Source organism: Streptomyces sp. CNX435 (genome assembly GCF_059570575.1).
In genome coordinates this window covers 1-12,003 of record NZ_JCANTA010000007.1, presented here as the reverse complement: position 1 = coordinate 12,003, position 12,003 = coordinate 1, and the positions used below count along the sequence as shown (strand labels likewise).

Here is a 12,003-nt window from a genome sequence, read left to right as displayed (position 1 = left end):
TGCGCCCTGCGTCCCGTACGGGCCCGTCCGCGCGTGGGGTCCGTACGGCCCGGGCTTGCGCCCTGCGTCCCGTACGGACCCGCCCGCCCGTGGGGCCCGCGCGGACCGGGTGGCCTGCGTCCCGTACGGACCCACCCGCCTCCCCCGCGTCCCGTACCGTCCCGCATCCCCTACCGCGTCGCGAACATCTCCGTGAAGCCCTCCCGCCACGTCGGATGCCCCGGCCGCCACCCCAGCTCGCTCTTCGCCTTGTCGTTCGCCGCCCCCCTGCCCTCCGTCATCACCATCGCCACCCACTTCCCCGCCGCGAGCCGCGCCAGCCACACCGGCACCCGCCGCGGTGGCGGCGCGCCCATCGCCGCCGCCAGCCGCGGCACCCACTCCTTCTGCGCCGCCGGGTCGTCGTCCGTGATGTTGTAGAGGCCCGGCGTGCCCCGCTCCACCGCCGCGGCCGTCGCCTCCGCGGCGTCGTCGATGTGGACCAGCGACATCACGCCCTCCCCGCCGCCCACCACCGGCAGGCGCCGTCTGCGTACCATCTCCGCCTGTTCGCCGCCCGGGAAGATGCTGGTGCCGGGGCCGTAGAAGCCGCCGTAGCGCAGGACGACGCCCTCGATGCCGGGGGCGGAGGTGACCGCGTCCTCCAGGTGCTTCACGGCGCCGAGGGTCTGCTCCACGCCGGGTGGCGGGGAGGGGTCGAGCGGGTCCTCCTCGGTCTTGATCCGGCCGCCTTCGCGCGCGTACGGCCAGCCGGCGAAGCTCTGCGCGACGAACCGCCGGGTACCGGCGTCGGTGGCCGCCGCCAGCAGGTTGTCGGTGCCCTCGGTACGCAGCCGGTTGGTGGTGGCGAAGGCGGTGTCGAGGCGGCGGAGGTCGCGAGCGCGCATGTCGGTCTGCTGGGACAGCGCGGTGGCCTCGTGCACGATCACCTCGGGGGCGGCGTGCGCCACGGCGTCCCGTACGGCCGCGGCGTCGAGCACGTCGAGCACGACCGGCTCCACGCCCGCCGCGCGCAGCCGCTCCGTCTTCGCCTCGCTCGTCGTGGTGCCGGTGACGGTGTGCCCGGCCGCGGTGAGCAGGGGGAGCAGCCGGCTGCCGAGGGCGCCTGTGGCGCCGGTGACCAGGATCTTCATGGCCCCAGCCGACCACCGTGCGCGCCGGCGCACCACGCGGATTGCGCCTTTCGGCGGCTGGACGACCCCCGAAGGGCTGGACGACCCCGAATGGCTGCCCGACTCCGAAAGGAGGGTGCTACTGCTCGGCTACTGCTCCGTCGACTTGAGCGCCGCCTCCCGGCCGCGGTCCATGATGCGGCGGTAGACGTACGCGCCGGTGTCCCGGACGGCCTCGCTGGTCGCGGCGTCGTCGGCGGTGACGGCCCTGCCGTCGGCGTAGCCGGCGATGGTGAAGTAGGCGTAGCGGCCGAGGGTGTTGCTCGTCAGCCGGCAGGCGGTGGCGCGGCAGAACTCCGGCACGCCCTTGCCGGACAGCGACTCCAGGTTGCCGGTCGCCTGCTCGGCGGCGCGGCCGGCCGGGCCCTCGTCGGCGAAGGCGGCGACGCCGACGGTGACGGCGCTGCCGTCGCGGGTGAAGGTCGCGCGGATGAGCCGGTCGCAGCCGTTGGCGGTGAGGACCTTGCCGAGCTTGGTGGAGGCGGCGGAGGCGCACTCGCGGGTGCTGTGGGTGGCCCGGCGCTCGTACGTGTGGCCGCTGACGGTGATCTTCGCGTTGGGGAAGAAGCTGTCGACGGTCAGCGGGGCCGTGTCCTTGTCCGCGGAGGCGATGAACTCCTTGGGGTCCGGCGGCGGAGCCACGGACGAGAACGACGGGTCGCCCTTCTCGCTCTCGCTTCCGGCGCCGGATATCCGGTCCTTCGACGCGCTGCTCGACGGGTCGTCGTCGCCGCCGGAGGTGGTGACGACCGCCGCGGCCACGGCGCCCGCTATCACGACCGTGGCCAGCGCCCCGCCGACGATCGTGAGCAGCCGCCGCTTGCGGCGTCGCTCGGCCGCCGCGGAGTCGGCGAGCGCGCCCCAGTCGGGCGCGGGCCCGCCGGATCCCGGCGGGCCGAAGCCCGATCCCTGCCCCTGCCCCCCGGGGCCGCCGTAGCCCCCTTGCCCGAAGCTCATGGCGGGCATCTTAACCGGGTCCGCCGTCACCCGGACGGCGGCGTGGGTGCGTTGGGTCCACGGGACGTACGGGACGGGTGTGGCCGGTGAGGTACGGAAAACCCGTTTCGCCGCGCCGCCGGGGACCGCGAGGATGGGGGGCATGGGACACCTGGAGGCCGCGCACCTGGAGTACTACCTGCCGGACGGGCGGCCGTTGCTCGGCGACGTCTCGTTCCGCGTCGGCGAGGGCGCGGCCGTGGCGCTGGTGGGGGCCAACGGGGCCGGGAAGACGACCCTGCTGCGGCTGCTCGCCGGCGAGTTGCAGCCGCACGGCGGCAGCGTCTCGACGGGCGGCGGGCTGGGCGTGATGCCGCAGTTCGTCGGCTCGGTGCGGGACGAGCGCTCGGTGCGGGACCTGCTGGTGTCCGTCGCCCCGCCGCGGATCCGTACGGCCGCGGCGGCCGTCGACGAGGCCGAGCTTGCCATCGTGGAGCGGGACGACGAGCGCGCTCAGCTCGCCTACGCGCAGGCGCTGAGCGACTGGGCGGAGGCCCGCGGGTACGAGGCCGAGACGCTGTGGGACAAGTGCACGACGGCCGCCCTGGGCGTGCCGTACGAGCGGGCCCAGTGGCGCGAGGTGCGCACGCTGTCGGGCGGCGAGCAGAAGCGGCTGGTGCTGGAGGCGCTGCTGCGCGGTACGGACGAGGTGCTGCTGCTCGACGAGCCGGACAACTACCTGGACGTACCGGGCAAGTTGTGGCTGGAGGCGCAGCTGCGCGAGACGCCGAAGACCGTGCTGTTCGTCAGCCACGACCGCGAACTGCTGGCGCGCAGCGCGGAGAAGATCGTCAGCGTGGAGCCGGGCGCCGCGGGCAGCGACGTGTGGGTGCACGGGGGCGGCTTCGGCACGTACCACCAGGCGCGCAAGGAGCGCTTCGAGCGGTTCGAGGAGCTGCGGCGGCGCTGGGACGAGGAGCACGCGAAGCTCAAGCGGCTGGTCATGATGTACAAGCAGAAGGCCGCGTTCAACTCCGACATGGCCTCGCGCTACCGGGCCGCGCAGACGCGGCTGCGGAAGTTCGAGGACGCCGGCCCGCCGATGGCGCCGCCGCGCGAGCAGGACATCCGGATGCGGCTGCGCGGCGGGCGCACCGGGGTGCGCGCGATCACGTGTGCAGACCTGGAGCTGACCGGGCTGATGCGGCCGTTCTCGCTGGAGGTCTTCTACGGCGAGCGGGTCGCCGTGCTCGGCTCGAACGGCTCGGGGAAGTCGCACTTCCTGCGGCTGCTGGCCGGGGGCCCCGCGGGAGACACGGTGGCGCACTCCGGCGCGTGGAAGCTGGGCGCGCGCGTGGTGCCGGGGCACTTCGCGCAGACCCACGCCCACCCGGAGCTGCAGGGGCGCACGCTGCTGGACATCCTGTGGAAGGACCACGCCAAGGACAAGGGCGCGGCGATGCCGGCGCTGCGGCGTTACGAGCTGGACCGCGCGGCGGAGCAGCCCTTCGACCGGCTCTCGGGCGGGCAGCAGGCGCGTTTCCAGATCTTGCTGCTGGAGCTGGCGGGGGCGACGGCGCTGCTGCTGGACGAGCCCACGGACAACCTGGACCTGGAGAGCGCGGAGGCGCTGCAGGAGGGGCTGGAGGCGTACGAGGGGACGGTGCTGGCGGTGACGCACGACCGCTGGTTCGCGCGGACCTTCGACCGGTTCCTGCTCTTCGGCGCGGACGGCCGGGTCCGGGAGACGCCGGAGCCGGTGTGGGACGAGGGCCGGGTGGCCCGGCGGCGGTGACGCCCGTTCCAAGTGGCACTAGACAGGCAGTGCCCAGCTTGGCCCGTCCGGTGTGCCGAGCCAGACTCTTTGGGCGCCCGGCGTGATGGTCATGCCGAACTCGGACAGGAACGGCGAGCCGTGACTCTGCCACATGGCGACCGAGTCCTCGACGCTGTCCCAGAGGTTGAGCGGTCCGCGCTGGATCACCGTCCAGCCCTCGCCGCCGTCGGCTGCACGGACCCGCGCCTGCGACCCGGTGGCCACGTCGAGCAGCACCTGCTCGGCGCCCGCGCCGAGGCGTTCCGCGGTGGGCGCGGCGAGTTGCGCGACGAACCGGCCGGTCCAGTCGTCGAGCAGGGCGGGGTCGATCCGGCTCGGGCACTCCTCTCCGGGCAGCAGCTCGAACGGCCCGTGCGGCGGGTGGTCGTGAGGACGGGCGATCATGAACGAGGTGTACCCGGGCAGGAAGCGGCCTTGTGCGCCGCCGCTTCTCTCCACCGTGAGGCGCACGAGTCCGTTCGCGGCACTCCAGCCGGAGAGGGTGACGAGCAGCGTGCCCCCGGGGACGATCTGCCGTAGCAGACCGTACGGGACGTGCCGCATCGAGCAGAACGCAATCACCACGTCGTAGGGGGCCCGGTCCGGGTAGCCGCGCAGACCATCGGCGGTGACGAGCGCTGGAGCGTAACCCGCTGCCCCGAGAGCCTTACGAGCGCGCTCTGCCGCATCGGCGTCGAACTCGATCGAGGTCACGTTCTGGTCGCCGGCGACCTCGCAGACGTAGGCGGTCGAGAGGCCCGTCCCCGTGCCGATGACGAGCACGCGCTTGCCGCGGGTGATGCCAGCCTGCTCGATCATCCACAGTACGACGCCGGGCAGGGTCGAGGACGAGGTCGGGCTGCCTCCGGTGAGGGGCCCGGCGGCGTCCTCGGCGAGTACGCCGTCGACCTGGGTCACCCATGTCTGATTCCGGTACGTGAGGCGCAGCCACTCGTTGGCGGGAGTGTCGTCGCGTCGGGTGGGCGTCCAGACAGTGACGCCCGGGGGACTGCTCCGCGTGTAGATCGCGCTGCCGAGGAACACCTCGCGAGGGACGGCCTCGGCCGCGCGGCGCACCTCGGGGTGGTGCAGTACGTCGTCGGCGACCAGCTGCTCGACGAGCCGGCGGCGCAGCTCGGCGGCGGTTTCCTGGGTCATGCGGGGTCGCCCTTCCGGAGGGTGTCGGCGAGTGCGCTCGTGATGGCGCGGGTGGTGGCCCCGTCGACGAACGCCCATTGCCCATTGGGGTTGCATTCGAGGAACCACCATCGGCCGTCACCGTCGATGGCGAAGTCGAAGGCGCCGAAGCGGAGCCCGAACGTATGAAGGAAGGCACGCGCGGCGTCGCGAACAGGGTCGGGGGCAGAGACAGGCGAGCAGGTGATCAGACTTTGGTCCCGGCGCCAGTCGAGGTGATCGCCGTCGGTGTCGATGCGGCTCGCGAAGGCTTCACCCCCGACCATGGCGAGGCGGACGTCGGCGACCTTCGGCACACAGGCTTGGAAGAGGTGAGGGCACAGTGCAATCGAGTCGTCGAGTTCGTCCGGCCGGACAGTGCGCACCCAGATGGTTCGGTTCCGGCCGTCCTCGCACGCGAGGTGTACGCGGTGTACGGCCTTGTAGATCACTGTTCCGTGCTTGGTCGCGAACTGTGCGGCGTCCACTGGCACGTCCGTAATCAGGGTATCGGGGACCGCGAACCCTAAGCGGGCTGCGGTGGCGAGTTGAAGCACCTTGTTCTCGGCGTCGCGGTTTCGTGCGGGGTGGTTGACGTACAGGACCTTGGGAAGCGTGTGCAGTATCCCCATGTAGCCGCGCCGCGACTGCTCGATCGCGAAACGCTGCTCGGGAGTCGCCGCCTCCTGCGGGTTGCTGAAGGGCGTCGGGCGGCGCCAGTAGACAGAGCGGACGTCCGAGAGGTCGAGGTGCCGGGTCGAGGTGGTGACATCCCCGGTGAAGGCGCCTCGTTCGATCCGGGCACTCATGTGGGCGGTGTGCGGAAAGTCGGTGGAGGGGTCGAGCCGCACGGTCGGGACACCCAGGCCGTGTAGCTCTTCCAACACCAGATCCGCCGTGACGTCACCGAGCGCGGTGACGACGAGAACCGGTGCGTCAGCCATGTCAGTCCGAGTCGCTGTCTTCGGTGAGGTCTTGGTCCGAGGGCGGGGGCGGGTTGGGGCCACCACCGTCGGACTGCGTCGCGGTTGGGTCGGCGGTCGTTGTTCCAGTGCCGTGCCCGCCCGCCTCGACGCGGTTGCCGTCCGCGTCGAGGTAGCGGGTCGCCTGCGTCTCCGGATCGATCTCCGTCCGGGTGCAGGGCACTTGGGTGACGTTCGGGTACAGCGCCAATCGCTGCACGCCCCAGGGTGCTGCCGTGGGAGTGGACACGTTTCTCCTTCGAGGTCGGTGTTAGGGCAAGCTTACTAGCTTAATGAGTAAGCTTGCAATCGCGGAGTGGAAAGTTCAGTAAGCGGGCGGGCGGCTATCGTGGGCACCGGTCGGCGAAGGGGTAGTCGTGGCAGGACCGAAGTGGGTGTCCGAGTCGGCGTCGTATGTCGTGCCGCGGGTGGCGGGGCGAGGTGACGCCTGGGCGGAGGAGGCGGCACGCGAAGGGCGGCGTGGCTCGCAGCGCATCGTCGAGGTGCGGGAGCTCGACGCCCCGGCCGAGGTGGCGGATGCTCTGGAGCTGAGTGCCGGGGACGGCGTCGTCGTCCGCCGACGCATCATGTATGTGGACGACCTGCCCGTGGAGCTGACCGACTCGTACTACCCCGCCGTCCTCGCCCGTGGCACTCGGCTGGCCGAGACGCGGAAGATCCCCGGCGGTGCGGTGACGCTGCTCGCGGAGTTGGGGCACGCCATTCGCGAAGTCGGCGAGGACGTTACCGTGGACCTTCCTGATGCGGAACGCCGGAAGGCCCTCGCCCTGGAGGTGGGAGAGCCAGTGCTCGTGCTGACGCGCACCGGTTTCGCCGCCGGTCGGCGGCCCGTCGAGGTGAGCGTGATGACCATGCCGCGAGGCACACACCTCAGGTACCGCATCGGGGTTGGCTGAACCGTGCCTAAGCATGTGGACACCCGGCCTATGCACCACAGAATCGCCGCGCAGATCCGGGCCGAGATCATGGCGGGCGATCTCGCTCGTGGGGCGCAGCTGCCGATCACCGAGCAGCTCATGGCCCGGTTCGACGTGTCGAACCAGACGGTCCAGCGGGCGCTGCAACTCCTCAAGGCAGAGGGGTTCATCGTCGGGCGGTCGGGTCGCGGGGTCTTCGTACGGGACAGTCCCCAGCTGGCCGTCGACAGCGTGGCCACGATGCCTCCGGCCGAGCGGGGCGAGCCGTACGCGTGGATCTCCGAGGCCGCGAAGCGGTCGAAGTCCGGGGTGAACAGGATTCTCAAGGTCGCGGAGGTCGTGCCGTCGGCGCAGGTGCGCGAGGCGCTGCGGCTGGCAGCGGGTGAGACTGCGGCCATGCGGTACCGGCTGCTGCTGTTGGACGACGAGCCGGCGGAGCTGGTCTGGTCGTACTACCCGATGGACCTTGCTCGCGGGACGGCGCTGCTGGACCGTAGAAGGATCAAGGGCGGTTCACCGACTCTGCTGGCGAGCCGCGGATATCCGCCGCGCGAGATGGTCGACCGGGTCTCCTGGCGGGCTCCCACGGAAGAGGAGTTCCTGGGCCTTGAGTTGCCCACCGAGGTGCCGGTCGCCCGGACGTTCCGCGTCGTCTACTCCGATGACGGCCGGCCCGTCGAGGCGACCATCATGGTCAAGGCGGGACATTTGTACGAGCTGCTGTACCGCGTGCCGCTCACCTGACGGCCCCGGCGGTGGTGATCGGCGGTGATCTCGGTGGCGGGGGTGTTTTGACCCGGTGGGGCGGGCCCCGGTATCCTGCTGGTTCGTTGTGCGTATTGGCTGCTCGTTCTCACGCGTGAGGCCGTTACGCCTGGTCCACCAGGACGATTGATCAGCGATCAGCCGTCGGTTTGCGTCGCCGGCGCGGTCTACAGCTGCGGTGATCTCCGGGTGACCTTGTCAGAGAACACCCACTGAAGAAGCGAAGGCTACGACCGTGCGTACGTACAGCCCCAAGCCCGGCGACGTCCAGCGTCAGTGGCACGTCATCGACGCCACCGACGTCGTACTGGGCCGCCTGGCCTCCCAGGTCGCCCAGCTGCTGCGTGGCAAGCACAAGCCGGTGTACGCGCCTCACGTCGACGCTGGTGACTTCGTCATCATCATCAACGCCGACAAGGTGCACCTCTCCGGCAACAAGCGGACCCAGAAGCTGGCCTACCGCCACTCCGGCTACCCCGGCGGTCTCCGTTCCGTCCGCTACGACGAGCTGCTGGACAAGAACCCGGAGAAGGCCGTCGAGAAGGCCGTCCGCGGCATGCTGCCGAAGAACACCCTGGGCCGTCAGATGCTCAGCAAGCTGAAGGTGTACCGCGGTGCCGAGCACCCGCACGCCGCCCAGCAGCCGGTCCCGTACGAGATCACCCAGGTCGCGCAGTAGTCCCGGCCACACCCCTAGAGACAGAGAAGCTGAGGAGAATCGTGGCTGAGACCACCGCTGAGGCGCCCGTCGAGGACGTCGAGGAGTACACGACCGAGACGCCCGCCGAGGACTACACCACCGAGTCGGTCGCGGCGCGCTTCGGTGAACCGCAGCCGGCCGCGGGCACCGGCCGCCGCAAGAACGCCATCGCCCGGGTGCGTATCGTCCCCGGCTCCGGCAAGTGGAAGATCAACGGCCGCACGCTTGAGGGCTACTTCCCGAACAAGGTGCACCAGCAGGAAGTCAACGAGCCCTTCAAGGTGCTGGAGCTGGACGACCGTTACGACGTCGTCGCCCGTATCGCCGGCGGCGGCATCTCCGGCCAGGCCGGCGCGCTGCGGCTGGGCGTGGCCCGGGCGCTGAACGAGGCGGACGCCGACAACCACCGCGGCCCGCTGAAGAAGGCCGGCTTCCTGACCCGTGACGACCGTGCGGTCGAGCGGAAGAAGGCCGGTCTGAAGAAGGCCCGTAAGGGGACGCAGTACAGCAAGCGCTGATCATCGTACTGCTAGTGTGCTCAGCCCCGGCGGCCCCCGGAGAGATCCGGGAGGGCGCCGGGGCGCGCTTATATGGTCGGCATACGGTCGGCGGGTATGGTCACGTAGGGACTTTTACGTTCCGTAGCCGAGCGTATTCGCTCAGCTTTGAGCACTCGGGAGCACTCGGAGGAGATCAGTGGGACGACTCTTCGGCACCGATGGCGTGCGCGGCGTCGCCAACGCGGACCTCACCGCGGAGATGGCCCTCGGGCTGTCGGTGGCGGCGGCACACGTGCTCGCCATCGCCGACGCCGCCCAGCCGGCAGGCCAGCGCCCGAAGGCGGTGGTCGGACGCGATCCGCGGGCGTCCGGAGAGTTCCTGGAGGCGGCCGTGGTCGCCGGGCTGGCCAGCGCGGGCGTCGACGTGCTGCGCGTCGGAGTGCTGCCGACCCCCGCGGTCGCGTACCTCACCGGCGCGCTCGGCGCCGACCTCGGCGTGATGCTCTCCGCCAGCCACAACCCGATGCCCGACAACGGCGTCAAGTTCATCGCCCGCGGCGGCCACAAGCTCTCCGACGAGCTGGAAGACGAGATCGAGGCGCTGTACCACAAGCACGAGCGCGGCGAGCCCTGGGAGCGCCCGACGGGCGCCGGCGTCGGCCGCGTCCAGCGCTACGAGCAGGGCTTCGACAGCTACGTCGCGCACCTGCTCGGCGTCCTGCCGCACCGCCTCGACGGGCTCAAGGTCGTCGTCGACGGCGCCCACGGCGCCGCCGCCCGCGTCTCCCCGGAGGCGTTCCAGCGGGCCGGCGCCGAGGTGATCCCCATCGGCACCGACCCCACCGGCCTCAACATCAACGACGGCTACGGCTCCACCCACCTCGACCAGCTCAGCGCCGCCGTCGTCGAACACGGCGCCGACCTCGGCATCGCCCACGACGGCGACGCCGACCGCTGCCTCGCGGTCGACGCCGCCGGGCAGGAGATCGACGGCGACCAGATCCTCGCCGTGCTCGCGCTCGGTCTGCGCGAGGCCGGCCGGCTGCGCAAGAACACCGTCGTCGCCACCGTCATGTCCAACCTCGGCTTCAAGCTGGCGCTGGAGCGCGAGGGCGTGGCGCTGATCCAGACCGCGGTCGGCGACCGCTACGTGCTGGAGGAGATGAAGCGCGGCGGCTACGCCCTGGGCGGGGAGCAGTCCGGCCACGTCATCGTCCTGGACCACGCCACCACCGGCGACGGCACGCTGACCGGGCTGCTGCTCGCCTCCCGGGTGGCGGCCAGCGGCCGGCCGCTGGCGGAGCTGGCGGCGGTGATGGAGCGGCTGCCGCAGGTGCTGATCAACGTACGGGACGTGGACAAGGCCCGGGTCGCCAGCTCCGCGGAGGTCGGCCAGGCGGTCGCGGAGGCGGAGCGGGAGCTGGGCGCCACGGGGCGGGTGCTGCTGCGGTCGTCGGGTACGGAGCCGGTGGTGCGGGTCATGGTGGAGGCGGCCGACACCGACCAGGCCCGGTCGGTGGCGGGGCGGCTGGCGGACGTGGTGAAGTCGGCGCTGGGCTGAGGGCGGTTGCCGTCCGCCGTACGGGACCGGGCCGCCGGCTCCGTACGGCGGACGGCAGTCACAGCCGCCGGTGCGTGGGGTGCGCCGACCGCGTCTGCTTGACGTGCTGGAGGTGCTGGCCGAGCGTCTGCTCCGTGTGCCAGGCCCAGTACGCCTTCTGCACCAGCAGCGTCAGCGTGCCCGCGACGACGATGCCCAGCAGGTTGAGCATCAGCTGCTCGGACGAGCCGCGCGCCTGGTCCCACTGCCCGTAGCTGACCGCGACCGCCGCGTTGGCCGCCGCCGGCACCGTCGTCACCGAGATCGCGACGCCCACCAGCGCGCCCGACTTCGACGACGTCAGCGACAGCGTGCCCGCGGTGCCCGCCAGCAGGGCCACGATGAACGAGAACCAGTCCGGTGCCCAGATGAACCCCGTCTGCGGCCGTACGGCGTCCAGATGCGCCTTCGTGAACAGCCCGAAGGCGTCCATCACCTCGCTGAACCCCGCCGTCAGCGCCATCGCCACCGCGAACCCCGCCAGCAGCGCCCCCAGCGACCGCGCCGCCAGCCGCGGCCGCCGCTGCACCAGCGCCACGCACAGCCCCGCCACCGGCCCGAACTCCGGGCCCACCGCCATCGCCCCGACGATGAGGATCGCGCTGTCGATCATCACGCCGCACGACGCGAGCAGCGTGGCGACGCCGAGCATGGCGAGGAACGTGATCGACAGCGTCGACTCCTCGTGCGTCTCCTCGACCAGCGACTCCCACACCACCGCGTCCGCCGCCTCGCCCGGCGCGTCCTCCTCGGCCCGGTCGGCGCGGCGCGAGAGCGTCAGGTCGACCTGGTCGACGCAGACCGCCCCCTCTTCGTACAGCCCGCGCTCGCGCAGCTGGTGCAGCAGCGTGTCGGCGGCCTCGCGGGCGACGTCGCAGAGCACGATGTCGCCCGCGGGGTCGAGGGAGGCGCCGCGGAGCACCGCGAGGTGGGCGGTGCCGACGGTCTTGTGGAGGAGCCCGACGACCTCTTCGGTACGGGCGGTGGGGCACTGGATCCGCACGTGCAGCATGCGCCGAGGCTAGCGGTAGCCCTCACTTCGGGTGAGGCCCCGGGGACAAGCCGGTGACCTCGTCGTGCGCGCGGGGGACCCCGAGGCCCCGGCGCGCACGACGAGGTGTCAGGGGCAGGCCGGCCTGCGCACCCCGTAGATGAACCGGTTGCGGGCGCCCGGATATTCGGTGAGGGTCCACAGCTCGTTCTCCGAGCGGAGCCGGTAGGGATCCTGGAGCCCTCGGCCGCCGCGCTGCGATGCCGGCGTCCTGTCGCCCGGCGTGCCGGCCCGGACCAGGTCGCGGTTGCCGCTGTGTTCTCCGCCCGTGCTGAAGTAGTAGCAGCTACGCGAAAAGGCGCCCTGGACGTAGCGGACGGGCTGATGCCAGGCCCTGTACGGCTGGATCGCGCCATCGAACCGGGTCATGTCGCTGTCCGCCCAGCG

At 71.7% G+C, this 12,003-nt stretch carries 13 protein-coding genes; 6 read left to right on the top strand and 7 right to left on the bottom strand.

The features are described 5' to 3' along the window. Positions 1–170: 170 nt before the first annotated feature. Positions 171–1,133, bottom strand: coding sequence for an NAD-dependent epimerase/dehydratase family protein (locus T328_RS14255; protein ID WP_496496398.1), 963 nt, complete (start codon positions 1,131–1,133; stop codon positions 171–173). Between the two features lie 129 nt (positions 1,134–1,262). Further along, positions 1,263–2,129, bottom strand: a complete 867-nt coding sequence (locus T328_RS14250) for a hypothetical protein (protein WP_496496397.1) — start codon at positions 2,127–2,129, stop codon at positions 1,263–1,265. A 142-nt stretch (positions 2,130–2,271) separates the two neighbouring features. Here T328_RS14250 and T328_RS14245 point away from each other — a divergent pair, with 142 nt between their 5' ends. After that, positions 2,272–3,903, top strand: a complete 1,632-nt coding sequence (locus tag T328_RS14245) for an ABC-F family ATP-binding cassette domain-containing protein (protein WP_496496396.1) — start codon at positions 2,272–2,274, stop codon at positions 3,901–3,903. Positions 3,904–3,921: 18 nt separating this feature from the next. Here the strand turns inward: T328_RS14245 and tgmC are convergent, their stop codons facing one another. The 3 genes from tgmC to tgmA are packed head-to-tail and all read right to left on the bottom strand — an operon-like array spanning position 3,922 to position 6,312. After that, positions 3,922–5,082 (bottom strand): ATP-grasp peptide maturase system methyltransferase, encoded by a 1,161-nt coding sequence (gene tgmC / locus T328_RS14240; protein ID WP_496496395.1) that lies wholly within the window; start codon positions 5,080–5,082, stop codon positions 3,922–3,924. Next, complete coding sequence (tgmB, locus tag T328_RS14235; protein WP_496496394.1) at positions 5,079–6,044, bottom strand: ATP-grasp ribosomal peptide maturase; 966 nt, start codon at positions 6,042–6,044, stop codon at positions 5,079–5,081. The genes tgmC and tgmB overlap by 4 nt, the downstream gene beginning before the upstream one ends. A 1-nt stretch (position 6,045) precedes the next feature. After that, positions 6,046–6,312: a putative ATP-grasp-modified RiPP gene (gene tgmA / locus T328_RS14230; RefSeq protein ID WP_496496393.1), complete on the bottom strand. Its 267-nt coding sequence runs from the start codon at positions 6,310–6,312 to the stop codon at positions 6,046–6,048. A 127-nt stretch (positions 6,313–6,439) separates the two neighbouring features. Between tgmA and T328_RS14225 the strand changes: the two genes are divergently transcribed. From T328_RS14225 to glmM, 5 genes are all read left to right on the top strand, one after another. Beyond that, a complete protein-coding gene (locus T328_RS14225) occupies positions 6,440–6,979 on the top strand; it encodes a GntR family transcriptional regulator (RefSeq protein WP_496496392.1) in 540 nt (179 codons plus the stop codon). 30 nt (positions 6,980–7,009) lie between these two features. Then, positions 7,010–7,744, top strand: a complete 735-nt coding sequence (locus T328_RS14220) for a GntR family transcriptional regulator (protein WP_496496391.1) — start codon at positions 7,010–7,012, stop codon at positions 7,742–7,744. A gap of 256 nt (positions 7,745–8,000) precedes the next feature. After that, a complete protein-coding gene (rplM, locus tag T328_RS14215) occupies positions 8,001–8,444 on the top strand; it encodes a 50S ribosomal protein L13 (RefSeq protein WP_420308338.1) in 444 nt (147 codons plus the stop codon). Between the two features lie 41 nt (positions 8,445–8,485). Next, positions 8,486–8,983, top strand: coding sequence for a 30S ribosomal protein S9 (rpsI, locus tag T328_RS14210; protein WP_496496390.1), 498 nt, complete (start codon positions 8,486–8,488; stop codon positions 8,981–8,983). Between the two features lie 178 nt (positions 8,984–9,161). Then, positions 9,162–10,526: a phosphoglucosamine mutase gene (gene glmM, locus T328_RS14205; protein ID WP_496496389.1), complete on the top strand. Its 1,365-nt coding sequence runs from the start codon at positions 9,162–9,164 to the stop codon at positions 10,524–10,526. Between the two features lie 58 nt (positions 10,527–10,584). Here the strand turns inward: glmM and T328_RS14200 are convergent, their stop codons facing one another. Both T328_RS14200 and T328_RS14195 read right to left on the bottom strand, forming a co-directional pair. Further along, the gene (locus T328_RS14200; RefSeq protein ID WP_496496388.1) at positions 10,585–11,577 is read right to left on the bottom strand and encodes a DUF389 domain-containing protein; all 993 of its coding nucleotides are present in this window, start codon (positions 11,575–11,577) and stop codon (positions 10,585–10,587) included. Positions 11,578–11,685: 108 nt separating this feature from the next. After that, on the bottom strand, positions 11,686–12,003 hold a 318-nt coding region (locus tag T328_RS14195; RefSeq protein ID WP_496496387.1), incomplete at its 5' end, for a hypothetical protein.

Bases quoted from the DNA above. Each gene is read 5' to 3' on its own strand.
- T328_RS14255 (WP_496496398.1), bottom strand. From the start codon at position 1,133: ATGAAGATCCTGGTCACCGGCGCCACAGGCGCCCTCGGCAGCCGGCTG.
- T328_RS14200 (WP_496496388.1), bottom strand. From the start codon at position 11,577: ATGCTGCACGTGCGGATCCAGTGCCCCACCGCCCGTACCGAAGAGGTC.
- tgmB (WP_496496394.1), bottom strand. From the start codon at position 6,044: ATGGCTGACGCACCGGTTCTCGTCGTCACCGCGCTCGGTGACGTCACG.
- tgmC (WP_496496395.1), bottom strand. From the start codon at position 5,082: ATGACCCAGGAAACCGCCGCCGAGCTGCGCCGCCGGCTCGTCGAGCAG.
- T328_RS14245 (WP_496496396.1), top strand. From the start codon at position 2,272: ATGGGACACCTGGAGGCCGCGCACCTGGAGTACTACCTGCCGGACGGG.
- T328_RS14220 (WP_496496391.1), top strand. From the start codon at position 7,010: ATGCACCACAGAATCGCCGCGCAGATCCGGGCCGAGATCATGGCGGGC.
- T328_RS14250 (WP_496496397.1), bottom strand. From the start codon at position 2,129: ATGAGCTTCGGGCAAGGGGGCTACGGCGGCCCCGGGGGGCAGGGGCAG.